Origin of the sequence: Aphanothece hegewaldii CCALA 016 (assembly GCF_003007785.1) — a bacterium.
Taxonomy (GTDB): Bacteria; Cyanobacteriota; Cyanobacteriia; order Cyanobacteriales; family Microcystaceae; genus Chroococcus; species Chroococcus hegewaldii.
Genome location: NZ_PXOH01000007.1, coordinates 64,074 through 88,728, shown reverse-complemented (window position 1 = coordinate 88,728; position 24,655 = coordinate 64,074). Strand labels below are relative to the sequence as shown.

Sequence of the window (24,655 nt, the reverse complement as noted above, 5' to 3'; positions counted from 1 at the left end):
AATTGACCTTTTTTTGGCTTCTTTATCCGATTAGTCGTTTTCCCATCGTTCTTGATTAATTAAATCACCAATGCGATCGCGCAGTAAAAAGTTATGTTCTTCTAAAACATATTCTAAACAAGTCCAGATTTGCGGCGGCAGGTAACGACTGAGAAGATAAATCGGTTGATTACGCTGTAGATATCCTTGTTGAACAAGTTGTATTGCTTCTTCCCTTAATACTTCGAGGGAATGTCTCATCGCTGATTGAACCATAACATATCTCCTGATGTGCCTACTATAGAGCAGTTTTCACATCTAACTCAATTGATTTATTTTTCGGATTTTTCTTAGCTTAATGGTCTATTGTGTCAGGTAAATGACAGATAGATGACAAACGTTTGTCAACAAGGTAGGATGTGGTTGTCAAACCTTTTTATGCACTGATTCTGCTAGAAAATACAGATGTGTCATGTCTCGTCTCTATAAATTATGTAAGAATTTTGTCTCGAAATTCACTTAAAAAAAAGGCGCAAATAACCAACTCAGTTTGATAAAAAAATATTATTTGTTTTTACAATCTAGCTAGAGAAAGTTACGATCGCATCCCTAAAAAATTATAATGGCTACGTTGTCAGCAGTTAAAATAAAACATATGGCTATCAACCGTCGTCATTTTTTAATGTTATGTGGAACACTTACAGCCGCCACAGCAATTGAAGGTTTATCTAACCCAACGTTTGCTCAAACCACTGAGACTCAAAGTGAACCCTTTAAATTACCACCGCTTCCTTATGCTTATAATGCACTCTTGCCTTATATCGATGAAGAAACCATGCGTTTTCATCACGATAAACACCATGCCGCTTATACTAAAAATCTTAATGAAGCGATTAATAAATATCCAGAGCTAAAAAGTAAATCTATTAATCAATTATTGTCTAATTTAGATACTATACCGACTGATATTCGTCAGACTGTGCGGAATAATGGTGGCGGTTATCTTAATCATAAAATATTTTGGGAGATTATGAGTCCTAATGGTGGTGGAACGCCAAAAGGTGAAATTGCACAAGCGATACAAAAAGATTTTGGCAGTTTTGAAGCTTTTCAAACTACGTTTACGGATATGGGTGCTAAAGTCTTTGGTAGTGGTTGGGTTTGGTTAGTTTTAGATAAAAGTAATAAACTCAAAGTGATGAATTTACCCAATCAAGATAGCCCCATTATGCAAGGTTTTTCACCTATCATGGGAAATGATGTTTGGGAACACGCTTATTATCTAAAATACCGCAATAACCGAGGTGAATATTTAAAACAGTGGTGGAATGTGGTGAATTGGGAAGAAGTTAATCGACGTTTTCAGAGCAAGAAAGCTTAAAAGTTAGTTTTTTGGTTATTTTATGGCACGTGGCGATCAAATTTACGTTTATCGAGAATTTATGAATTTAAAAGGTGTTTATCAACATCATGGGATTGACTGCGGTGATGGAACTGTTATTCATTATCGCAAACCTAGTGAGATAGTTGAAAAAACATCTTTTGAAACGTTTTCTAGAAATAATCCTGTGTATGTGGTTCAATATACTAATGGATTTTGTTTTATTCCTGATGTTGTGGTGTCACGTGCCGAAAGTCGATTAGCTGAACAAAAGTATAATTTATTGTTTAATAATTGTGAACATTTTGCCACTTGGTGTAAGACGGGAATTAGTGAAAGTTTACAGATTAAAGATTTTATTCCAATTATTGCTCATCTCAAGACAGTTGGTTTATATGATCCTTTAAAAGAAGCTTTAGTCGGTGCAGATCCTAGTAATGCTAGAACTTTATTACAAGGTGCTTTAGCAGATATTAAAGTGGTTTGGGATGATTTACAGCCTCAGTATAAAACAGCATTAAAAGAAATAGATTCTTGGAATAAAGTCGCTACCGAAGCACTGAAACAAAATCGGGTTGATTTAGCTCAAAAAGCTTTAGAACGGAAGGTTTATTATAAAAAACAAGCGAATAAATTAAAAGATGAGTTAGATCAATTAGCAATTATGGCGGAAAAGGTAATTAAGGATTTATTAATTGCTAATAAAATTGGTTAATAATAGGATTTATAACTCTAGTTTATTTGATTCTATCTTGCAGTAAGAGTCAGTTTATGACATGATTTTTTTAAGATAAGCTTAATAAATCATAGACAAATATCTATCTTATGAAAAAATCTAATAATTTTTTTGAGCGATTCAGAGAAAGTTTTAAAGATGAAAGCTTTTTAGAAATCGTTCATGGTTTTGAGAAATTTACGGCAAAAATATTAACTATAGTGTTATTATTTGTCATTTTAGTTTCTTTATTTGATTTAGTGGTCATTTTGTTTAAAGATGTTTGGAATTCTGAACCAATCGGATTTTTTAGTAAAACTTTAATAGAAATTTTTGGTTTATTTCTTAATATATTAATTGCTTTAGAATTATTGGATAATATAACGGCTTATTTAAAAAAGAATGTGTTTCACGTAGAATTAGTAATTGTGACGGCAATTATTGCGATCGCTCGAAAAATTATTATTTTTGATACCTCTAAATACACGAGTTCGGATCTAACCGCTTTGGGCTTTTCAATGGCTGCGCTGACTTTTTGTTATTGGTTAGTCCGACAAGTTAAGTATGATAAATAAATCGATATTTGGGCTAACTAATCGATTAATTTTAAAAATTTGCCCCAAAAATTATTTGGCTGATTTTCTTCTAATTCATGGTCTAAACACCGTTCTAAAAATTCGATTTGCTGCTCATAAACTAATTCTTGAGCTAAGACATTCATTAATACTTTCCATGCTTCTCGCAAGGGAAAAGTTAAAACGGCTGCTTCTGCGGTTGGTTCGGGGATTGATTGAGGGAGGCATTCTAACTCTTTATAGAGTTGCCAGTGCGGTTTTCTATCCATAATAGATTTAATATAATGCTGATTTTTTCTGTATTAATAGTTACAGTTTAACATTAGTTTTGTCCAAAACACAGTATCACAAAACTTAAATGAAAATGTAGACAAACATTAACAAGTAACAGCAAATATCACTTGGTTGATTTCACAGATTTTATGTTACAATTGAAGTATTTTCAGTATATATACCAAAATGCAGTTAGTAGAGCGTCATTTAATTAAACGGGGTCATCGTTACTTTAATGAGTGCGACCAGCTTTGTTGGTTATCAAAAAATCTTTACAACAGCGCAACGTATATTTACCGTCAAAACTTTTTCTTAGGAGTAATGACTAATGCAATAGAAGTGTATCATCAACTAAAAACAGGTGTAGATTATAAAGCACTACCATCTAAAGTAGCTCAAGGGACTTTAAGATTAGCTTTGAGAAATTGGACATCTTATTATCAAGCCAAAAAATCTTACTTGAAAAATCCATCCTTATTTAAAGGAGAACCGAAAATCCCTCATTACAAGGGAACCAGAAAGAAAAATCGAGAGGATGGTCGATTTATTGTTACTTACAATCATCAAGCAATTAGTAAAAAGCTTTTAAAAAAGCAGATTGCTAATCCTAGTGGAACGAAAATCTTTTTACCAACAAAGGTGACTGAAATTGAAGAAATAAGAATCGTCCCACGAACAGGTTGTTATGTAGTTGAAATTATTTATTCAGTCGGCGAAGCTACAGAAAAACTGCCCGCTTCTAGAGTAGCTTCAGTCGATATAGGATTAAATAATCTAGCTACTTTAACCTATAATATTCCTAGGCTTAAACCTTGTATCTATGATGGGCGTGCCATTAAAGCCGCCAATCAATATGCCAATAAACTAAATGCCTTTCTCCGTTCTCAGTTAAACGATAATCAATTCACCAGTAAGAGATTAGAAAAACTGTGGGCAAAAAGAAATCAAAAAGTGGACTACTATCTCCACACAACAAGTCGCGCTATAATTAATGACTTGGTTAAGAATAACATTGGCGTTTTAGTAATTGGTTGGAATGAAGGGTTTAAAGATGGCATTAATATCGGTCGTGTTAATAACCAGTCATTTGTCTCTATTCCTCATAAAAAGTTAATTGAACAACTTCAATATAAAGCTAAACTCGCTGGCATTGAAGTCGTCTTAGTTAATGAAGCTTATACTTCTAAGTGTTCTGCATTAGATAACGAGCCTATTCAAAAACATAAGAAGTATCTAGGGAAAAGAATCAAGCGTGGGTTATTTAAAGCCGCAAATGATAGAACAATAAATGCTGATATAAATGGCAGTTTAAACATTTATAGACTTTATCAGCAAGTAGCTGGAAATGCTTTGGCTCATCTAGTAGAGGGTGTTGTAGTTCACCCAGTACGGGTTAAACCGTACAAAGTTAGTTGATAGTCGATGTAATATTTGACTATACAATTAGCAACTATAGATAGATGGATTTAGAATGAGCTAAAATATCTATCAATAGTATAAGAGCAAGACAGAGTAAGCCTTTTGTGGAACTTAATCCAAAGTTTGTACGGTTAATACTTGAGGAGGCGTTGCATCAGGAGGATAAAGAAAATCAAGATTAACCTCACGAACAGATCGTGCAGGAATTTCTATCTTAAGTAATGATTCTCCTTGCTGTCCTTGACGTTGCACAAGATGATAATACCGAACACTCGATAAACTTCCAGAATCTCTGTAAGCTACTCGTATCGTCCCTCTAAAAAAAACTTGACCTTGTGCCGGTTCGACGAATAATAAGCGATCGCTGTATCGATCATCAATAAATGGTGTTTGCAGGGATACGGAAATTGTTTGAGATCGCTCAGAAGAGTTATACAAAGGGAAAGTTAAATTATAGTGTACTCCATAATTTCCATGCGCTCGATAAGCCGTATCAGGATAGCGGACTAACATCGGTGCGCTTTGGACTTGTCGAGTCCCAAAGGTTGCTGCTGTAACGGTACTCAAAGGATAAGAAAAAGCTTTGCCTGTTTTGGGAATCGTTAAATGAGAGGTTTTTGGTTGATCAGTAACTCGTGCAAACCATTCTGAGCCTACCGAAATTCCTGCCACACGACCATAAATTTTATCTTTTTCATCTATACCAAAACGATCGGGAGGAGTTGGCACTAAATCTCTGGGTGTCGCAAGTTTTCCTCTAATTAAAACCGTTTTCCATTCTTCAATCGTGGGGACTCGTAGCAGTACACTGGGGGTAATATTGCGATCTCTGTCTTGAGGTTTGGGTTTAGGGGTTTTCGGGATCTCTACGATCGCACTCATGGCTAAATTAGCTAAATAAACAGGGCCACTGCTATCAAGACGCATCAGTGTTGAACGTGCGCTGCGGTTGGGAATTTGCAACGTAAACAACATCTGGCTTTGTTGTGGAGGAATAACAATATAACTAGGAAACTGGGGTTGATTTCTTCTTCTAAGGATATCACCCATTAATCGTGATCCTGGCCCTGAATAAAATCGGCCGACGGGATCTTCAACTTGTGAAGGAAGTTCGATAAAAGGTGCATCCGTAGAATTTAAATAACTAGCCGCTTGTAAAACCCGAATCATAATGGGTTTTGAAGTGGGATTATGAACGAGTAATCCTTGATAGAGTGGCCGTTTATTGTTATAGGGACGAGCGATATGATGGGTAAAAATATCAAATCGACCTTGTAGCGGTTGGTTCAGATGTGCTTTAGGAGACAGTTTTCCACTTTGGGGAAAAGTAGAAAGCAGAATACCTTCAGAGTGAATCACTTCTGGACTGTTGCTATTAAATACTAAAACATCATTAAGCTGTCCTGGTAGCGTGCGAACTTCTTGCAATTGCGTAATATAACGTCGCTCTATCGGTGCTACAGTTGCCGTTGCTTGGGCAATGATGGTCGGATAAATGAAAGGTAGCATAAAGGACAAGTGAACAGTCACAGATTAATCAGCAAAAGAGATGAATCACGATAAATAACGAGATTTCAATCATCTAAATAAATATAAGGGAAATCTGAAAAGAAATTTGATTAAATATACTAATATCTAAGATTTGGTTTTATTATAATTTACTAATTATAATCATAATCATAGATAATCATCTATTTATGTCTCATAATTAGAGAAACTGATTGATTAAGACTTACTTGCTCAAATAATTGTTTCAATGCGTATCGATTCTCATCCTATTTTCCTTCGGCTTGGGATCAGCTATTGCAAGAAAACTGAGAATTACGTTAAATTTAATTAAGATACAAAAGCTGCTAATAACAATTCGGCTTTAATTGTGCTACTAGCATTGACAAAAGTAGCCAAGTAAGTTAGCAAACTAAATTTTGCTCATTAAAGAGAGATACTAAAAAAAACATGAAAATTTCTTGGCGAACCGTATTACTTTGGATCTTACCCTTGTTGTTCATTGGGTTTTTCCTTTGGCAAGGTACCTTTGCGACGGCAACTTCTTCTTCCATCGGAAATAATACCGCCAGTACTCGCATGACTTACGGACGTTTTCTAGAATATCTAGATACGAACCGAGTAATTAGCGTTGATCTGTATGAAGGCGGAAGAACAGCCATTGTACAAGCGGTTGATCCAGAACTCGAAAATCGTATTCAACGTTTGAGAGTGGATTTACCTTCAAATTCTCCAGATTTAATTGCTAAATTAAGAGATTCTAACATTAGCTTTGATATTCATCCTTTACGGAATGATGGCGCATTGTGGGGCTTTTTAGGTAATCTAATTTTCCCATTTTTACTGATTGCGGCTCTCTTTTTCCTGTTCCGTCGTTCGAGTAATATTCCAGGTGGCCCCGGACAAGCAATGAGTTTTGGTAAGTCCCGCGCCCGTTTCCAGATGGAAGCTAAAACAGGGATCACTTTCGATGATGTTGCTGGAATTGATGAAGCGAAAGAAGAGTTACAAGAAGTTGTGACTTTCCTTAAACAACCCGAACGCTTTACCGCAGTCGGCGCAAAAATTCCTAAAGGTGTTCTCTTAGTCGGACCTCCTGGAACTGGTAAAACTTTACTTGCTAAAGCGATCGCAGGTGAAGCGGGCGTACCTTTCTTCAGTATATCTGGTTCAGAATTCGTCGAAATGTTTGTCGGGGTGGGTGCATCTCGTGTTCGTGACTTGTTCAAAAAAGCTAAAGAAAATGCTCCCTGTTTGATTTTTATCGATGAAATTGATGCGGTAGGTCGTCAACGGGGCGCGGGGATCGGTGGTGGTAACGATGAACGGGAACAAACCCTTAACCAGTTACTTACCGAGATGGATGGTTTTGAAGGCAATACAGGAATTATTATTATTGCAGCAACAAACCGCCCTGATGTTCTAGACTCTGCTTTGATGCGTCCTGGTCGTTTTGACCGACAAGTGATCGTCGATGCGCCAGACTTTAAAGGTCGTATTGGTATTTTAGATGTTCACGCCCGTAACAAGAAATTAGCCCCTGAAGTTTCTATTGAAGCGATCGCCCGTCGGACTCCGGGTTTTAGTGGTGCAGACTTGGCTAACCTGATGAACGAAGCAGCTATTTTAACAGCCCGTCGTCGTAAAGAAGCCATCACCATGTTAGAAGTTGATGACGCAGTAGATCGCGTTGTCGCAGGGATGGAAGGAACGCCTTTAGTTGATAGCAAGAGTAAACGGTTAATTGCTTATCATGAGGTAGGACACGCGATCGTCGGAACACTTCTTAAAGATCATGATCCTGTCCAAAAAGTGACTCTGATCCCCAGAGGACAAGCACAAGGTTTAACTTGGTTTACCCCCAACGAAGAACAAGGACTCACCACCAAAGCGCAACTCATGGCTAGAATTAGTGGTGCATTAGGTGGACGTGCCGCAGAAGAAGAAATCTTCGGTTATGATGAAGTGACCACAGGTGCAGGCGGTGACTTACAACAAGTTGCTGAAATGGCGCGTCAGATGGTGACTCGTTTCGGGATGAGTGATCTTGGTCCCTTGTCTTTAGAAAGTGCTGGTGGGGAAGTCTTTTTAGGCGGTGGTTTGATGAACCGTGTCGAATATTCCGAAAAAGTAGCGACTCGCATTGATGATCAAGTCAGAGGAATTGTTGAACACGCTCATCAAATTGCTAGACAAATTATGCGAGAAAATCGTGAAGTTATCGATCGTTTGGTTGATTTATTGATTGAAAGAGAAACAATCAATGGACAGGAATTCCGTCAAATCGTTGCTGAATACACTCATGTTCCTGAAAAAGAACAGTTTGTCCCTCAGTTGTAATTATATTGTATGAAACAACGGTAGAGACGCGTCATGGCGCGTCTTTACATTTATCCCTTAAGATAAATATAGTTACCCTTTTTTTATCAAATGTCAGACATAAAAAGCCAGCTAAAACAAGAATTAGCTTATGTCGAGTGGCGCGATCTCATTCCCCATGCTCAACGCGATGTTTTAATTGTTGTTGAGCCCTCATTAGATATTCTGGAAGTTGGTGATGCGATCGCAGGTGATCAAGTTAATATAGTACAAAGTTGGATTAGCCAAAATCTGATTCATAAACCGACTCCCGATCAATTAAGTGACTGGAATATTACCCCAGAAAGACAGTTTAGTACTCTCATCGTTCAGCCTTTTGTACTGGTTCAGTTTATCAATTCCTCTGAATTACAATAGAAATTAGATATATTTGGGACAACGCCGTTAATGTTAGTACAATCTCAAACTGAAGTTTTACAGTTTTTGGGTTCAGAAGCCATTACACCTTATGAAACTGCAAAAGTCGTCATTTTACCCATTCCTTATGAAGCAACAACGACTTATCGTAAAGGGTGTGAAAATGGGCCCGACGCTTTTCTAGATGCTTCACAACAGTTAGAAGCGTATGACGAGGAATTACAACAAGAAATCTGTATACAATTAGGTTTTTATACTCATGAATCTATTGCAGATACTCGTCGTAACCCTTCTCTCACCGCAGAGGAAATGTTAGAGGAAACCACCGCAACGGTAGCGAGACTCATTGCAGATGAGAAATTTGTCGTCGCAGTTGGGGGAGAACACGCTATAACTACGGGTGTTGTCAGAGCGTATTTAGAAGCATTAAACGAACCCTTTACCGTGATTCAAATTGACGCACATGGAGATATGCGTTATGAATATGAAGACTCATTACATAATCATGCTTGTGTGATGCGACGGGTGATAGAAATGGGTTTACCGACGCTTCCTGTAGGAATACGTGCTATTTGCTCTGAAGAAGCTTTATTGATTCAAGAAAAACAAATCCCCGTTGTCTGGGCAAGAAATACCGCTTATGATCCAGATTGGGTCGAAAAAGCGATCGCACAAATTAAAACAGAAAAAGTCTTTATTACCATTGATGTTGATGGGATCGATCCGACTTTAATTCCAGGAGTCGGCACACCCGAACCCGGTGGCTTAAATTGGTATGATACCTTAAAATTCCTACGACGTGTCTGTGAAACCCATCAAGTCATCGGATGTGATGTGATGGAATTAGCCCCAATTGTCGATTCTGTGGTGTCTGAATTTACAACAGCCAAGTTGATCTATAAATTAATTGGATATCGGTTTAAATAGTTTATAGGTAGGTGGGCAAGCCCCACCAAAAACTTATAAATATTATCTAATAACTTCGATTGTCGCTCCTATGGTTAGCAACTGCCAAGCTCTGTCAGATGTTACGGCTGGTAAATTTAATTGTAGCGATAATCCTAAACAAGCGCGATCGCCTAATGATAGACCTGCATTTTTAGTTAGAGGAAGAAGAAGAGCAGCATACCAAGCAGACTGTTCATCGAAGTTGATCACTGTACAGTTGAGATAACTAAGAACTAGACGAATCTCTTCTTCTGGTACTCCTGCTTCAATTAACTTTGTGATCACTTCGCTGAGATTAACCGCGCTGACGACTGCTCCTGTTGCTAATATTTCTGAAACTCGATCGCTACCTGGTTCTTGGTTGAGGAAAGCAAGAATGGCACTAGCATCCAATACATAATTACTCATTATGAGCCTCTTCTCTTCTTTGAGAAATCAGTTCATCAGCTAAAGAACGTGATTTGACATATCGTCCAATGATGTTTTGAGCGCGACGAAAAGCTTCTGGGCGAGGAATAATCCGTATTTCTCCCTCATCTAGGATACAAACGACTTCGTCACCTACTTCTAAGTTTAAAGCGCGGCGATATTCGACAGGAATAAGGATTCTGCCACCTTCTGTAATTTTTGTCATATTTTTTTGATTTGCCATAATCTATAAAAAAGCCATTTATTTTTATTATGGCATCATGTCAATTCAATGTGTGCAGACTTTTCTATTTGTCTATAGAATTTTAGGAAAAATGAGACCTCTGCGTACAACTCGTTCAGGTGTATATTGAGGCATAAGATCACATCGTTTAACATTTATAAAAGTCTATTTACATACATATATGTATGTTTTTATATAAATCTGTTATATTAAGTTAGTAGGCTAAATTTTAAACCGATAAATCAGTAAAGTTATCAACAATGGAACATAATACACGTAAACAAAAACTTGCAAAATTAGTCAAAAATAAGAGAGATGAGCTAGGAATGACACAATCACAGTTCTGTGAATATGTTGCTAATGTATGTGGAATTCCTAAATTTACTTATGGCGCATTACAATCATGGGAAAAACCTAACTCTAAAAGTAATGGTTTACCTGATGTTGATAACTTTTGGGCATTATCTAAATTATTTGGCACAACAATGGATGAATTTTATATCTATTTAATGAATGAATCTGATAAAGTGATCGTTCAAAAAAATGAGATTATTGAGATAGAACGAATTAAGCAACAAGTATCTCAACTTCCATTTGATAAAAAGCTATTAATCTTAGAGCAACTTCAAGCTGAAGCCTTTCAAAAGCTTTTAGGAATTATTGGTCAAGAAACCAAGCAAAAAATTGAAAGACCTCTAGATGCTTGGGATATTTTAGAAAATCTGGCGGGTACAGTTGATGCGCCTCCAGATTGGTCTAGTGAACATGATCATTATTTGTATGGTACACCCAAGCGGAATATAGGCAATGAATAGAGAGCGTTTATTTGTTGATACCGTATTTATTCAAGCTATTCTAAATAAACATGATCAATATCACCTACAAGCGATAAGAATATTGCCCCGTATTAAAAATGCTCATGAGGTTTGGTTGACGGAAGCAATTTTAATGGAAGTAGGAAACGCTTTAAGTAGCATTAATCGACAAAGTGCAGTGAATTTTATAAAGCAATGTTATCAAACAGTCAATATAAATGTAGTTAATGTAAGCTCAGAACTGTTTAACGAGGGTTTAACTCTTTATGAATCACGTTTAGACAAAACTTGGGGATTAGTTGACTGTATTTCTTTTGTAGTCATGCAACAACAAGAATTAACCGATGCTGTGACTGTGGATGTACATTTCGTACAAGCTGGATTTAGAGCTTTAATGCTTGAGTAATATAAGATTAATTAAATTAGCTGTAATAAATTTTATAATTTGTTTAATATCGAATAATTAAACTATCTAAAGCAGTCTGTAAATCTTGTGTTAAATTCGCTACGGCTTGACGACGATTTTTTTGATAATCTAAACTACGATCGCTGACTGAAAAAGTACAGTAGATCACACTGATTTTTAGATTTTATTCCTTTTCAAGCGTTACTCTACCTTCAGAATATCTTACTATTAATGTAAATTGTTTAAGCCATTGTGAACCCAATAAAATTTTTTGAATTTCAGAACCTGCAAAAACAGGAATTTCAAAAACTTGCTCATCTATTGCTAAACGACCTAAGTATATATTAAAAGTGGCTTCACCTTGCGCTGTCATTAGTTTATCTTGACCTAAAAATGACCATTCAAGACTGTCTATATCTTGCTGGTTCATCGCCAGAAATTCGGTAAAACCAGTGTCTAGCATGGCTTCGACAGCAAGATTTTCCCCAACATTATCAATTAAATCAATTTCAAAATAGATTTGACCATTCTCCCCAAACCTTCCTCGGATCATATTCTTCCGCTAACTCCAGTTTCATTAATCCCAAAAATATGATGAATAGAGTTAGGATATTTGTTACGTGCTTTTTGACTGGCTACTTCTTTAACTGAGTCTATGAAATAATCGCCGCTATCTGGCTCAATTGCAATATACCAACCATAATATTTATCTAGCAATTCAGGCTTTAATCGTTCAAAAATTGCCCAACAACGTTGATAAAAAGCTTCTTGTCTAGCTTTATGTTGTGCTTTTTTGGATTCTGTCCATTGAATTTCGGGGAAAATGCGCCCTCGCCGTACAACTCGTTCAGGTATATATTGAGACATAGGTTAGCTTGATCTTATGTTTTATTTTTATGTTAATGCGGTTTTAAGTCTGTTTGGTTAATCCTAAAAAAGTTTTTTAATCCCGAATAATTAAACTATCTAAAGCAGTCTGTAAATCTTGTGTTAAATTCGCTACGGCTTGACGACGATTTTTTTGATAATCTAAACTACGATCGCTGACTGAAATCGGTTCACCAATAGTAATTTGTACCGTTTGTTTTCCCAATTGTGGGCGGAAAAATGAACTTTCTCCTTTAATTCGAGCGACTAAATCCCATAATAATAAGGATGTTTCGGCAAAGCGTTCGGCAGTAAGTTTTTCCTTGACATAATACCCCGTTACTGCCACAAAACTTTCAACTATTCTCATGTGCCACATCATTAATTCTGCTTCTTCGGCAACACGATTGGCTAATCCTCGTTCAACGATCGATAATGGATGAGTAGGCTTTAATTCTTGTCGATAAATATAATCCCATCCTGCTTGTTCAATGCGACGACAACGATCGATCACGTTTCCCGTCGGCTCTAAATTAAAATATTCTTCTGATACACTCAAAGCAGTATTTAGTAAGTTTTGTAGACGAATTCCTAAAGCTAGATTAGGATTATCTATATTTTGAGGCTCAATTTGGGGAATCTTTTTATGATAAAAGTCTCGATAAAACTCTTCTATTATTTTTAAAAAATGTTCTGCAAGTGTGTAGAGTCGTTGATATAACATCTTTTCATTGACACTTTCCTCCTGATGAGATATTAAACCGCTTTCTGTTTCGAGTTGGGTGAGTAAATAGGATATTTTTTCCCAAGGCGGTGTAAGATAATGGTACTGTATGCCAATAGGAACGATTAAAACCGATTCTGAACGTTTCGCTTTGCGTAAGTCTTCGACACACCAAAAACTCAGTTGAGGGATACCAGGTTCTAGAGGGCTAATAATTTCATTATGGCCATTTGTCGCGCCTTCGGGAGAAGCTGCCATCGGAAACTCACCATCAGTAAATAAATGACGTGCGGATCTTAACCCCATTAAATCCATTTTACCCCGTTGAATGGATGTGCCGCCTAGACTAGAATACAGCCATCCTACCTTTTCTCCAGCCCAAATGGGTATCCCGCGATCGTACATAAAATGGGCATGAATAGGCTTTTTGAGTGGTATTTTCTTTTGTTTGGCGACTTGAGGAATAATACGCCACCACAAATAGGCTAAACAATAGGGATCATTAATATTAGGATGACGAAACGCCATTAAAAAGCGGGTTTTCTTTTCTTGAAACTGCTGATAACACTCAACTAATGTCTCAACACCTTGAGAGTGAATATCGGCTACTTCGGTTCGTGTTTGTAACCAAAATGGCAGAATTATTTTACATCCTTTTAAAACCCAAGGATTTAACATTGGGGGAATAAATTCTAAAGGCGGTTGTGCTTGTCTATGTTTTTGATTCATTGGTTAAATAAAGATGTTTTTATAATGTAATTTTTTTATAATTTTAGTAGCTTTCATCAATGAGTTTTGTCAAAAATTAGTTTTATTTTAATGAGACAGCGATCGCTATTTTCTTTACCTCATCTACCTTATCAAATCTGGATTCTTGCCCTAGGTAGATTTTTATCAGAAGTGGGAACAGGTTTTATTTTATTTTATACGCCAATTTTTTTCGTTAATGAAGTTGGTTTATCTTCTACTTTAGTTGGTATTGCGTTAGGAAGTGCTTCGGTTTCTGGTGTGATTGGACGCTTTTTAGGAGGTACTTTAGCAGATTCTCCAACTTGGGGAAGACGTAAAACACTCCTTTTATCGGCTTTTGTGTCGGCTATTGCTGATTTAGTTTTAGCTTTTTCTAATAATTTTCCTCCCTTGGTTTTAGGCAATTTATTAATGGGTTTTGGGATGGGTTTATATTGGCCTGCTAATGAAACGATGGTCGCTGATTTAACTACTGGTGAGCAGAGAAATGAAGCTTTTGCTATCACTCGATTAGCTGATAATTTGGGCTTAAGTCTTGGGGTGATGTTAGGCGGTCTAATTATTTCTGTTGCTGAAAATTATCGTTTACTTTTTATCATTGATAGTATTTCTTTTCTGCTCTTTTTTCTTCTCATTTATTTTACCATTCATGAACCCAAACGCGCTGAAAATGATACGGTTTCAATGATGAAAGGTTGGCAAATTGCTTTCGGTGATCATCGTCTAAGATTGTATTTTATTGCTAATATTCTTTTTACAACTTATATATCACAATTACAAACGACTTTACCACTTTATTTTAAAAACTTTACATCAAATGGAGGTTTTACCGCCGCGATTATTAGTGCTTTATTTAGTTGGTATATTGTTACTATGGCGATTAGTCAATTACCGATCGCTCGTTTTCTTAATCGTTTTAGTCGGATTAATGCTTTGCGTTTTTCTCTGCTTTTTTGGGGTTTGGGATTTAGTTTAATTTGGTTAACTGGTATTCCTTTTACTTCACCGCTTATCTGGGCAATTCTAGGCTTAGGAATTCTGGCAATTGCTACAGTTTCTTATACACCTTCGGCATCTTCTTTAATTGTTGAAATAGCCCCATCTAATTTATTAGGTATCTATTTTTCGATTAATTCTCAATGTTGGGCGATTGGATATTTTATTGGTCCTTTAATTGGTGGTTTTGCTTTAGATCAATCTCCTTTAGTCATCCAAAGTTATTGGTTATTGGTTGGTTTAAGTATTGGATTTAGTTTAATCATTTTATATTATCTTGAAAAAATAATGCCAACTCCGTCATAAATACGAGTTTTAAATAGCCTATGGATTTAGCCTCTTTCATCGAAAAATTAAGGAACAAAAGCAGAATTATTCTTATATTTGGCATTAGTTCAAAGCTTCAGTTAAGGCTATAAATAAACGTTCGTTTTCTTCAGATGAACGAATAGCAATTCTAAAATAATCTTCGCCAAGTTCAGCAAAACTCAAACAATCTCGAATCAAAATGCGATTTTGTATAAGTAGTTTTTTTTGAAGCTGAGAACTCGGAATACTTGTTTTAACTAAAAGATAATTAGCCTTTCCTAAAATCGGTTGAAAGTTAGGTATTTTTGATAAATCCTGAAATAACTTTTCTTTTGCAGGTAATAGCCATTTCCAAGTTAATTCTTGAAATTCTCGATCTTGTATAACAGTTTGAGCAACAATATCCGCTAAACTATTAATTGGCCAAGGATCGCGCCATTGCTGCCATCTTTTTAATACGTCAGGATGAGCGATCGCATACCCGATCCTTAAACCTGGTAAACTGTAGAATTTAGTTAGAGAGCGTAATATTATTAAATTCGGATAATCTTGTATCCTATCGATCAAACTTTGTTGCTGTGGTGGCGGTATAAAGTCCATAAAAGCTTCATCTACCACAACCAAACCAAAATCTAAATAAGGCAAGATTTGAGTTAGAGAAAATAAATGACCTGTGGGATTATGAGGATTATTGAGTAATAAACCGCATTGTTGAAGATTTTGCCGCTTAATTTCCCAATTTCCCTGATGAATATCTAAAGGATAATATTGAATTTCGCCATTAAATGCCTTTAATGCCCTTGTATAGTCTCCAAAAGCGGGACTCAGTAAACAAGTCATGTCTTTTTGGGCTAAATCTCGTGCCGCCCAAGTGAGTAACTCGGCGACTCCATTACCTGGTATGATCCAATCGGGCGATAAATGATGTTCTTGGGCTAAAACAGAGCGTAATTGAGTGTAATTGGGATCTGGATAATGCTTGAGCGTGGCGAGATGGGATTGAATGGCTGCGATCGCACTTTTTGGCGGACCCAAAGGATTAATACTAGCCGAAAAATCCGTAATTAGAAATTCTGGACAGCCGGCGATGGTAGCTGCCCAGGCTAGATTTCCTCCGTGAAGTGGTCTAGACAAATCAGTAAATCGCGTGTTTGTTATTTTGGTGCGACTTTATCTTTAAAAAGTTTGCCAGCCGAAAAAGCTGGAACACGGGTGGCGGGTATCACCATTTTTTCATTAGTTTTGGGGTTGCGTCCTTCTCTGGCCTTGCGTTCTCTGGCTTCAAAGGAACCAAAACCGACCAGAGTTACTTTATCGTCACTGGACACAGCTTCCATTATTGCTTCGATCGCTGCTGTAAGAACTGCGTCAGCTTGCTTTTTAGTAACCATTGCTTTTTGAGCAATCTGATCGACTAATTCACCTTTATTCATGCGTATTCTCCTTTTTATGGCTATTTTCTCGCGTTTTTTCCCTATGATCACCAAGTGATCAGTGAGATAAGATAATCTTCCTGTCAGATTTAGCCGATAAAGTGGCTGTGATCTTGACGGGCTAGTTGTTTCACTGCCTTATTCTAAGCTTTAATTGGCTATAAAGGAACACGCAAACCTTTAATTTATGTAGATTTCATCAATTTTTTTACTTCAAATTACTTAAAATCAATTAACAATTTAATTACAAAAGATTGTAAAACGCTATAAAAACCATAAAAACAGCGTAAGAATTTCATATAGTGTGATTATGTGTCTATAATTCTAGTTTTCTTCAATTTTTACTGAATAACTAGCTTTTTCGGGCAGAATTATTAAAGGAATACGATCTAAAATTTGAGCGACGATTTCTTCTGGAGTTTGGGCGTTTTCTATAGAAATGTGTAGATCTGCTTCACTATATAGTCTTTTTCTGGAGTCCATCAGAGTCTCAAGCTTTGGTTTTAGCTCAGTTTCTTGGAGGAGGGGACGAGTGGTATCGAGTAATAAGCGTTGAACCAGTACATTTGTTGGTACATCTAACCAAATCACTAAACCATGACGTAAATAACTCCAATTTTTGGGACGCAAGACAATCCCTCCACCAGTTGCTATGACACTTTTAGTACAAGCGCAGACTTCCATTAAGATTTGAGATTCGATGTCACGAAATGCCTCTTCTCCCTGGATGGTAAAAATCTCTGAAATACTTTGCTGTGTCACTCGTTCAATTAATACATCTGTATCAAAAAAACGATAGCCAAGCTGTTTGGCTAAAACCTGTCCTACTGTTGTTTTTCCAGTTCCCATCATTCCGACGAGAAAAATACTAAGGCCTCTAATTAAATCTGTCATGTGTAATCTCCACAAAAAAAGAGATTATAGCAAATTCGCCAGTAAAGACGCGCCATGACTCGTCTCTACAAATTTTCAATCCGCTAAATCCATTCTTCCTCATCGGGATCGGTTTGAGAATTTCGCGGGTTATTATCGATATTTTCCTTGATAGGTGGCGTAATTACGCGGAAATTAGCATCATATACTCGCTCAGGGGTCTGTTTTTGCGATTTTGTCGATTCACGATAGGTATAGGAATAAATAGAGCCACTACGAGAGACATTTTGAGGGGATTGGGGGACTTCGTAATTAATGGATTCTTCCTGATTATCTTGAACAATGGGTTCTTTCTTAAAAGAAAACTCTTGTAGCGTTTCGTCTATGGGTTTTCTTAAAGTATTTTCTATTTCTTGAAGTGGTTTTTCTTCTAAAGGCGGTTCCTTGGGGGATTCTTGGACGAATGAAGGTACTGTATATTGAATCGGTTCTTTTTCTTGAATTCGTTCTCTTTCATAATCTCGAATTGGGGTTGTTTGCACTGGAGGTGATTCAATATCCCAGTCGTCTACTTCATTTGGGGGAGTTGATTGATATGTAGAACGATTCCAATCTTGGGTGTTAGATGGAGAACGAAAGCTTGTTTCTGAGCGTAAAGGGTTTAGTGGTTGTTTAGGACGTGGTGACGGGGAGGGTTTAAACGGTTCTACTTTTGCTCGACTAGGACGAAAAAGATTAGACAATAATTGGATTACTAGACTCCCGATTAATCCAGCACCTGTAAAGATTACAATCCAGATAGATAAAGGAAGTCTTGCAATCATGCTACCACCAAAAAAGATTAGGGTTACGCTTTGCAAATTTGAAAAGACAAAGACCCCAATCACGATGAACAACAGCAAGAGAATGATTAATCTCATCTTTTTCCTGACGATCTGTGTATTTTAATTCTACCGAAGCCCGTTCTAAGATGGCTTTTCTTCTTCTCCTTCTACGGTTGGAGATGATTGATTAATCTCAATGTTTTCTGGATCTAGAGGTGATTCAACCGAATTACTCGGAACAAATCGATCAACTTGGATTTCTGGTTCTGTAGGTTCGGGTTCAATAATTATAGGTGGTTGTGGTTCTATTTGTTCAACTGCTATCTCAAAATCATCGATCGTATCAAGTGTTGTTTTTTCAACGATGGGTGTAGGTGTAGGTATGGGTGTTTTCTTGCGGAAATTTAGGAATTTTTTTAGATTAAATCCTTCTTTAGAAGAAGTTGCAGCTTTAGCATCCGCGACGACTTCTTTAACTTCCGATTGGATTTCGGCGACTTTTTCATCTATTTTATTATCTTCGACAAAATCAGATACTTTTTCTGTGACTGCTGTTTGTACAGAAGATAATGTCTCAGTGATTGGGGGTTCATCAGAATGTATTACAGTAGAAGGTTGTGCGACTTTTGGACTCTTGGAAGAACCGAGGAAATTTTCAATCGAGTCAATGACTGAGAATGACAAATCAATCCCTTTTTCTGGATGTGCGATCGCGTCTCTAAATTTTAGAGTTTGCCAACCAAAAGAGAGTAACATAATAGCAGCAGCCGTTTGACCTAATAAAACTGCACCTGTTATCTGGGAAGCACACAACCATAAGACTAAAGCATAGAATAATCCGACTCCACTCCATAAAAAATCGTCTCTTCGATGCAGTGATGGTGCAAAAAAGGCTAGGCCAAATATAATTAAACTGAATACAGCAACGACAATTGAGAGGATGTATGCCAGCATTTGTGCTTGCTCCTTTGGTATTTCTCCTTATTCAATTTTGAATCATCTTGAGCCGTTCTTGACGAGAATTTTTCAGTCTGTTACTTAATCAGTCTCACTCAAAATTAATCTATTGAAAAGGACTTTACTTGCTTAGTTTAGTAATGTTTGTCTGAAAATAAAATAGCCATAAGTACAATCTCTTTTAATTACATACAATTGTACTTAATTAATTGGATGTATTAGCGATCGCTTTTGTGGTATGAATGGGGGGTTGGGGATCGAGACAGTCTGCATATACTTTCATATTTTGAAGAATTGCTGAACCCCAAATGGTAGCGAATGCTGCGTCTGCTGCGTCTCTTCCTGCACCAATACGAATTAAACCTTCAATAGGTGCGAGTCGTGTCGGATCAAATAGATACCAACGATCGCCTAAATACGCTTCAAAAACTGCATGGAAATCGGGAGGATATAACGCATAGGAATAGTTTGACACAAAACGCGCTGGAATATTTAAAGCACGACAAAACGCAATTCCTAAATGAGCAAAATCTCGACAAACTCCTGCTCTTTCGGTTACGGTATCAAAAGCGGAGGTTTGAGCATCTGTACTACCCGATAAATAGGCGACATTTTCATAGATCCAATTACAAATTGCTGTTACTCTAGAATATCCTGGTGCTAAATTCCCGAATTCATATTGTGTGAGACGAGATAAGCGATCGGATTGGCAGTAGCGAGAGGGATTAAGATAGGGTAAGGTTTCGATGGGTAATTTAGCGGGTGGAACTTCGTATAATAGTTCGGAATCAACTTGCATCGGAAATGATTCTACGGTTGCTTGATAGGATATCGCTAATTCTCCTGCGGGACATTGTATCCGAAAATATTGACTATTAAAGTTCGGTATCACATAATCCTCATGGGGAAGATTTGGGGTAATGAGCAGTTTTTCTTCTAGAATTGTTTGATGGTTATTTCTTATTGGTGCAATATTAAAAACAAATATACTATCACTGCTTACAGAATAATTTAATTCACATCCGACATTAAATTTCATAATAATTCTCTCAGGTTTGTCCAAGCTTTGATTAAATTGCCTTGCATTAGTGCAGTTACCCCACTTAGGGTGTTTAGTTCGGGAATGTTAGGATCGAGTTTAAGTGCAGTTTGTAGGGGTTTTTCAGCTTCATGAGGATTCCAGTCATACAGATAAACAAAGGCTAGATAGGCATAGTTATAAGGGTTATTCGGCGCAATTTCAATCACTTGGTTGATGGCAGCGATCGCACCTTTAACATCTTGTTGTAAAACATTGGATAAAGCAAGAGCATAAGACCACTGAAGACGGTTTCCTTGATCATTATTTCTCAATCGCTGGGCAAAAGCTGTATCCGCTTGTACCAGATAGTCTTGATTTGCATCATATTGATTGATTCTAGCGGTTTGTTTAAAAACTGGATCGAGTCCTTTTATTCCTTGGGATAATCCTGATGACAGAATTCTTAATTGTGTTACTAAGTCTAATTCTGGTGCGGGAATAATTGGGGCTAAAGGATCTATTTTTATTGTAATTGGTGGTACAGCAATTGAGTAATTTTCTTGGGTTTTTCGATTTAGATAAACTGCTTCTAATGTATAGTTTCCTGCTTCAATCTCTCCATCTGCTAACATAGCTGTTCTTTCGATGACTTCGTATCCATTTTTGTAATCATCTACTTTTAAAGCATCTTGCCGAAGTCTCCCCATACCGATACCATGATCATGTATCCAAGAAGATGATGAGCCGTCTTTTTTCCAAGTTAATAATACAACACCGTTTTGTAATTGTTCCCATGATCCTGACCATTTATAAGTTACAGGAATGGGCTGATTAGCTTGAACAATACTAGGGGTAATAATTTCTTCTAGCTTAACTTGTTCTGTGGCTTCCGTAAAGGGTAAAACTGTGACATTAGGATATTTTTTCCGATATAAGAATAAATCACTTTGATCGGGTAATTTCCATTGTTTCTGTAATTTAAACTCTAATCCTTGTTCAACTCGTTTAACGATTAATTTTTGAGCATCGGGAATTGAACCTTGATCGCCATTTTTCGTGATAAAGTAATTGAGACTTCGCGCATCTTGTTCGATTTCTTTTTCTCTGACTCCTACTTGTCTTCCAGATATCTGTGATTGATATTTTCCACCATAAAAAGAAAAAGTGTGCTGATTTAGTTGCGGTGTTGAGGGTAAAACTCCCAAGGTTTCTTGTAAATATGGAGAAGTTTTAATGATTTCTTGTACAACTTCTTCGTGATACCAAGGTTTCCCTATATAGGGTTGATGCTGCATTTTTGGACTGAAAATCTCAGTGATTGCATTTCCCCCAAGTGGAAACAAATTTAATAACATTAAAATAAATCCAATACCAACTGTACCCCATCGAATTATTTTTGACCAACGTCCTCGCCAAGATAAGAAACCTACGGCTAAAATAATTGATAATACGGGAAGAAGTGGCAAAATATAACGAGCATCTTTATTAATATTTACTGAAGATAATAAATAACCTCCTAATAAAAATAATCCTAACCAAAACCAGTTATATTTAGAAGTGAGTGTTAAGATATTTTCTCTTTTGTTCCAGTAAATCCAACTCATTAAGAATCCGACTATAGGAATTAATAATAATACCCAAGACAGAAAATAAGGTAATACTTTAAAGTAATATGTCCAAGCATCTAAAGTATTGAGTGCTGGATCTCCTTCAATAATTGCAGAATCTATTGTTGCTCGTTTCCCAGAGGTTAGCATTAATAACCAATTTGTCCGAACCCAAGGAAAAATAATTATAAATGAGATAAATAAACTTATGATTAACTGACTCAATCTAAGCCATTTTTTCCGAAATAAATAAGAAATAAATAAATAAAAAATCGGAATAAATAAGAAAAATAGAGAAGTTTGCTTAACGAATAATGCCAAACCGAAAGAAATACCAAATAATCCTGCTTTTAGCCAACTCCATCGCTTTGTACAATGCCAAATAGTTAGTAACCAAAAACTAAAAGTAACAATAGCAGCTAACGGAAAATCTAATAAAAATTCTAAGCGATAATAATAAAATCCAGGGATAATTAAACAAATAATACTAGCCCATAAACCAACCGAAACATTAAACAGAATAACACCCAATCCATAAACCGAAATCAAAAGAATAGCACTATACAATAACATCACTAAAGTGCCAGAATCTAAACTGACTCCAAACAAGGAAAAGAAAGGCGTTGTTAATAAATAAGTTAAGGGAGGAATTTTTGGAGAAATTAACCAAAATTGTCGCCACCATTCACCATTTAAAACATCAGGTTTTTGAAGTATTTCCCAATAATTAACAACTCCATTTAGATAATCAGCTTGATCCCATGCAGGAATACTTTGATCGATCGCAAACCAGAAACGATCAATAATGACACCAACGAGCCAAATAATAGTAAGATAAACTAATCCTTGCTCCCAGTTTAATTCTTTTTTATCCTTCACCCTGTAGCCTAACCTTCTAAGTATTTAATCATTTTTATATGTGGGATACCAGCTTCATCAAATGGTTCACCTACTGATTGAAAACCTAATTTTTCATATAATTTTTTAATATATTCTTGAGCATTGACGACGACTTTTAGATAATTTTTGTTCCGAGAAATCAACTCTAAAGCAGTTTTCACTAATTCTGTACCAATGCCAAAACCTCTAGCACTAGACAAAACAGCTACTCTTTCAATCTTAGCGGTTTGAGGCTCAAGTTTTCTAATTCGGGCTGTTCCTACAGGTTCACCATCAAGATAAGCTAATAAATGTACAGCACTTTCATCTAATCCATCAAATTCTAATTCAGGATTAACCCCTTGCTCGTCTTGAAACACGATACAACGTATCATTTGAAGAGGTTCTATTGCTTCAAGATAAGTGACTGTTTTAATCTCTAGTTGATTCATCGTTTTAGATTAAGAATTAAAACTCATCACTATCATAGATGATCGGCTCACTATCAGCATTAAATAATTAAAAAATTTGTTGACAAAAGTGCTATTTTACTATAATGTTTCAGACTTTTTGCTGATGAAAGCCGCGTTTGTTCTAATCCTATATTTAGTGTCAATGATGATGGGATAACTTTTCTTCTCTAGTTTTGTGCTGCATTGCCTGTTGAGTTTCAGCCCAGCGATCGCGTAAGATGCCCGATATTTTGTCTAGATAGTTTTCCGACAAAATTCTATTTTGCTTTTTCTTGATTATTTTTCTCATTGCTCTAAAAAATTGACTAGCATTAATATAGCGGTCAAAAAAGCTTACCTAGTCCAACTTCTGCAAATATGCCGATTAGCCTTTCCATGAAGCTTTCTAAACACAATATAGCAATTTTTTACTTTAAATGCGAATTAATATCAATAATATTGGTATAAAAGAAACCCATATGGAGTCACAGACTATGATGAATACATATTCTCAAGAGCTAAAAGAGACAGCGAAAGCAATGGTAACTTCTGGAAAAGGAGTCCTAGCAATGGATGAAAGCCATGCAACCTGTAACAAGCGATTTGATAAATTAGGGATTCCGACAACCATCGAACAACGTCAAGCTTATCGAGAATTAATTCTAACAACGCCAAATTTAAGTGAGTATATTAGTGGTGCAATTCTATTCGATGAGACGATCCGCCAAACCAGTCGCGCTGGCGTTCCATTTACGCAAATTATGGCCGATGCGGGGATCATTATCGGAATTAAAGTAGATGCAGGGGCAAAAAATCTTGCTGGACATCCAGACGAAAAAATAACAGAGGGACTAGATGGATTACGCGATCGCATTGCCGAATACTATAAAATGGGTGCAAGATTCGCAAAATGGCGGGCTGTAATTACCATCGGTCAAGATATACCGAGTCGCGCTTGTATAGAAGCAAATGCCCACGCCCTCGCCCGTTATGCCGCTTTATGTCAAGAGGGGGGTTTAGTTCCTATTGTCGAACCCGAAGTCCTCATCGATGGGGATCACACGATCGAACGCTGTTACGCTGTGACTGATGAAACGCTACACACGGTTTTTGAGCAATTGTACAGACAAGGAATTGTATATGATGAAATGATCTTAAAACCCAGTATGGTCATTTCAGGTCTAAATAGTCCAACTCAAGCAACCGTCGAACAAGTCGCAGATAAAACAGTAGAGTGTTTATTAAAAAATGTTCCCGCAACCGTCGCAGGAGTAGCCTTTCTTTCAGGTGGACAAAGTATCGAACAAGCTTCAGAACATCTTAATTTAATGAATATAAAGTATAAGTCACAATGTCCTTGGCCGATTACATTTTCCTACGCACGTGCCATACAACAACCCGCTTTAGAATATTGGCGAGGAAATGATGCTAATATTGCTAACGCTCAACAACTTTTGTTACATCGAGCAAAGTGTAATAGTGCAGCGAGTTTAGGACAATATTCGTCTCAAATGGAAAAAACACCAGCATTAATCTAAACAGATTTTTAATTTTATTA

Annotated in this window: 29 protein-coding genes; 11 read left to right on the top strand and 18 right to left on the bottom strand. The window is 36.7% G+C overall.

Annotation, left to right across the window (positions count from 1 at the left end; genetic code table 11):
* Nucleotides 1–30: 30 nt before the first annotated feature.
* Entirely contained in the window at nt 31–255 is a 225-nt protein-coding gene (locus C7H19_RS08935) for a DUF4327 family protein (RefSeq protein WP_106456534.1), read from the bottom strand.
* A gap of 379 nt (nt 256–634) precedes the next feature.
* Here C7H19_RS08935 and C7H19_RS08930 point away from each other — a divergent pair, with 379 nt between their 5' ends.
* The 3 genes from C7H19_RS08930 (at nt 635) to C7H19_RS08920 (ending at nt 2,650) form a co-directional block, all read left to right on the top strand.
* Entirely contained in the window at nt 635–1,360 is a 726-nt protein-coding gene (locus tag C7H19_RS08930) for a superoxide dismutase (protein ID WP_106456533.1), read from the top strand.
* Nucleotides 1,361–1,382: 22 nt separating this feature from the next.
* Nucleotides 1,383–2,075 (top strand): lecithin retinol acyltransferase family protein, encoded by a 693-nt coding sequence (locus C7H19_RS08925; protein ID WP_106456532.1) that lies wholly within the window; start codon nt 1,383–1,385, stop codon nt 2,073–2,075.
* A 110-nt stretch (nt 2,076–2,185) separates the two neighbouring features.
* Complete coding sequence (locus C7H19_RS08920; RefSeq protein WP_106456531.1) at nt 2,186–2,650, top strand: phosphate-starvation-inducible PsiE family protein; 465 nt, start codon at nt 2,186–2,188, stop codon at nt 2,648–2,650.
* A 17-nt stretch (nt 2,651–2,667) separates the two neighbouring features.
* Here C7H19_RS08920 and C7H19_RS08915 read toward each other — a convergent pair whose 3' ends face one another.
* Nucleotides 2,668–2,919, bottom strand: coding sequence for a hypothetical protein (locus tag C7H19_RS08915; protein ID WP_106456530.1), 252 nt, complete (start codon nt 2,917–2,919; stop codon nt 2,668–2,670).
* Nucleotides 2,920–3,109: 190 nt separating this feature from the next.
* On the opposite strand from C7H19_RS08915, the gene C7H19_RS08910 reads away from it, so the two are divergent.
* Entirely contained in the window at nt 3,110–4,339 is a 1,230-nt protein-coding gene (locus C7H19_RS08910; protein WP_106456529.1) for an RNA-guided endonuclease InsQ/TnpB family protein, read from the top strand.
* A gap of 114 nt (nt 4,340–4,453) precedes the next feature.
* Here C7H19_RS08910 and C7H19_RS08905 read toward each other — a convergent pair whose 3' ends face one another.
* A complete protein-coding gene (locus tag C7H19_RS08905; RefSeq protein ID WP_106456528.1) occupies nt 4,454–5,851 on the bottom strand; it encodes a DUF3370 domain-containing protein in 1,398 nt (465 codons plus the stop codon).
* Nucleotides 5,852–6,298: 447 nt separating this feature from the next.
* On the opposite strand from C7H19_RS08905, the gene ftsH2 reads away from it, so the two are divergent.
* The 3 genes from ftsH2 (at nt 6,299) to speB (ending at nt 9,511) form a co-directional block, all read left to right on the top strand.
* Entirely contained in the window at nt 6,299–8,188 is a 1,890-nt protein-coding gene (gene ftsH2 / locus C7H19_RS08900; protein ID WP_106456527.1) for an ATP-dependent zinc metalloprotease FtsH2, read from the top strand.
* 90 nt (nt 8,189–8,278) lie between these two features.
* Entirely contained in the window at nt 8,279–8,584 is a 306-nt protein-coding gene (locus C7H19_RS08895) for a DUF2288 domain-containing protein (protein ID WP_106456526.1), read from the top strand.
* A gap of 30 nt (nt 8,585–8,614) precedes the next feature.
* The gene (gene speB, locus C7H19_RS08890; RefSeq protein ID WP_106456525.1) at nt 8,615–9,511 is read left to right on the top strand and encodes an agmatinase; all 897 of its coding nucleotides are present in this window, start codon (nt 8,615–8,617) and stop codon (nt 9,509–9,511) included.
* 42 nt (nt 9,512–9,553) lie between these two features.
* On the opposite strand, the gene C7H19_RS08885 is transcribed toward speB, so the two are convergent.
* Nucleotides 9,554–9,940, bottom strand: coding sequence for a type II toxin-antitoxin system VapC family toxin (locus C7H19_RS08885; RefSeq protein ID WP_106456524.1), 387 nt, complete (start codon nt 9,938–9,940; stop codon nt 9,554–9,556).
* Entirely contained in the window at nt 9,933–10,166 is a 234-nt protein-coding gene (locus C7H19_RS08880) for an AbrB/MazE/SpoVT family DNA-binding domain-containing protein (RefSeq protein WP_245927403.1), read from the bottom strand. The genes C7H19_RS08885 and C7H19_RS08880 overlap by 8 nt, the downstream gene beginning before the upstream one ends.
* A 278-nt stretch (nt 10,167–10,444) precedes the next feature.
* Between C7H19_RS08880 and C7H19_RS26315 the strand changes: the two genes are divergently transcribed.
* Together C7H19_RS26315 and C7H19_RS08870 are read left to right on the top strand one after the other, a co-directional pair.
* Nucleotides 10,445–10,999: a helix-turn-helix transcriptional regulator gene (locus C7H19_RS26315; protein ID WP_219907624.1), complete on the top strand. Its 555-nt coding sequence runs from the start codon at nt 10,445–10,447 to the stop codon at nt 10,997–10,999.
* Complete coding sequence (locus tag C7H19_RS08870; RefSeq protein WP_106456522.1) at nt 10,992–11,405, top strand: type II toxin-antitoxin system VapC family toxin; 414 nt, start codon at nt 10,992–10,994, stop codon at nt 11,403–11,405. Before C7H19_RS26315 ends, C7H19_RS08870 begins: the two co-directional genes overlap by 8 nt.
* Before the next feature lie 43 nt (nt 11,406–11,448).
* Here C7H19_RS08870 and C7H19_RS27020 read toward each other — a convergent pair whose 3' ends face one another.
* The 4 genes from C7H19_RS27020 to C7H19_RS08855 form a co-directional block, all read right to left on the bottom strand.
* Complete coding sequence (locus C7H19_RS27020) at nt 11,449–11,574, bottom strand: hypothetical protein (protein WP_281261722.1); 126 nt, start codon at nt 11,572–11,574, stop codon at nt 11,449–11,451.
* 15 nt (nt 11,575–11,589) lie between these two features.
* On the bottom strand, nt 11,590–11,958 hold the full coding sequence (locus C7H19_RS08865) for an aspartyl protease (RefSeq protein ID WP_106456521.1): 369 nt from the start codon (nt 11,956–11,958) through the stop codon (nt 11,590–11,592).
* A complete protein-coding gene (locus tag C7H19_RS08860; protein ID WP_106456520.1) occupies nt 11,955–12,272 on the bottom strand; it encodes a hypothetical protein in 318 nt (105 codons plus the stop codon). The genes C7H19_RS08865 and C7H19_RS08860 overlap by 4 nt, the downstream gene beginning before the upstream one ends.
* A 76-nt stretch (nt 12,273–12,348) precedes the next feature.
* Nucleotides 12,349–13,725: a glycerol acyltransferase gene (locus C7H19_RS08855; protein ID WP_106456519.1), complete on the bottom strand. Its 1,377-nt coding sequence runs from the start codon at nt 13,723–13,725 to the stop codon at nt 12,349–12,351.
* Nucleotides 13,726–13,791: 66 nt separating this feature from the next.
* Here C7H19_RS08855 and C7H19_RS08850 point away from each other — a divergent pair, with 66 nt between their 5' ends.
* Nucleotides 13,792–15,048, top strand: coding sequence for an MDR family MFS transporter (locus C7H19_RS08850; protein WP_245927402.1), 1,257 nt, complete (start codon nt 13,792–13,794; stop codon nt 15,046–15,048).
* A gap of 84 nt (nt 15,049–15,132) precedes the next feature.
* Here the strand turns inward: C7H19_RS08850 and cobD are convergent, their stop codons facing one another.
* The 9 genes from cobD to C7H19_RS25565 form a co-directional block, all read right to left on the bottom strand.
* Entirely contained in the window at nt 15,133–16,185 is a 1,053-nt protein-coding gene (gene cobD / locus C7H19_RS08845) for a threonine-phosphate decarboxylase CobD (protein WP_106456517.1), read from the bottom strand.
* A 20-nt stretch (nt 16,186–16,205) separates the two neighbouring features.
* Nucleotides 16,206–16,484, bottom strand: coding sequence for an HU family DNA-binding protein (locus C7H19_RS08840; protein ID WP_106456516.1), 279 nt, complete (start codon nt 16,482–16,484; stop codon nt 16,206–16,208).
* A 324-nt stretch (nt 16,485–16,808) separates the two neighbouring features.
* Nucleotides 16,809–17,378, bottom strand: a complete 570-nt coding sequence (locus tag C7H19_RS08835) for a shikimate kinase (protein ID WP_106456515.1) — start codon at nt 17,376–17,378, stop codon at nt 16,809–16,811.
* A gap of 83 nt (nt 17,379–17,461) precedes the next feature.
* Nucleotides 17,462–18,277 carry a LapA family protein gene (locus tag C7H19_RS08830; RefSeq protein WP_106456514.1) on the bottom strand — a complete coding sequence of 272 codons (816 nt, stop codon included), beginning with the start codon at nt 18,275–18,277 and terminating at the stop codon, nt 17,462–17,464.
* A 45-nt stretch (nt 18,278–18,322) separates the two neighbouring features.
* On the bottom strand, nt 18,323–19,135 hold the full coding sequence (locus C7H19_RS08825; protein ID WP_106456513.1) for a Ycf66 family protein: 813 nt from the start codon (nt 19,133–19,135) through the stop codon (nt 18,323–18,325).
* Between the two features lie 208 nt (nt 19,136–19,343).
* Entirely contained in the window at nt 19,344–20,177 is an 834-nt protein-coding gene (locus C7H19_RS08820) for a transglutaminase-like domain-containing protein (RefSeq protein WP_106456512.1), read from the bottom strand.
* Nucleotides 20,174–22,645, bottom strand: coding sequence for a glycosyltransferase family 39 protein (locus C7H19_RS08815; protein ID WP_106456511.1), 2,472 nt, complete (start codon nt 22,643–22,645; stop codon nt 20,174–20,176). The genes C7H19_RS08820 and C7H19_RS08815 overlap by 4 nt, the downstream gene beginning before the upstream one ends.
* A gap of 8 nt (nt 22,646–22,653) precedes the next feature.
* The gene (locus C7H19_RS08810) at nt 22,654–23,097 is read right to left on the bottom strand and encodes a GNAT family N-acetyltransferase (RefSeq protein WP_106456510.1); all 444 of its coding nucleotides are present in this window, start codon (nt 23,095–23,097) and stop codon (nt 22,654–22,656) included.
* 160 nt (nt 23,098–23,257) lie between these two features.
* The gene (locus tag C7H19_RS25565; RefSeq protein ID WP_181280553.1) at nt 23,258–23,407 is read right to left on the bottom strand and encodes a hypothetical protein; all 150 of its coding nucleotides are present in this window, start codon (nt 23,405–23,407) and stop codon (nt 23,258–23,260) included.
* Nucleotides 23,408–23,591: 184 nt separating this feature from the next.
* Between C7H19_RS25565 and C7H19_RS08805 the strand changes: the two genes are divergently transcribed.
* Nucleotides 23,592–24,635, top strand: a complete 1,044-nt coding sequence (locus C7H19_RS08805) for a class I fructose-bisphosphate aldolase (protein WP_245927400.1) — start codon at nt 23,592–23,594, stop codon at nt 24,633–24,635.
* The last annotated feature ends 20 nt before the right edge of the window (nt 24,636–24,655 follow it).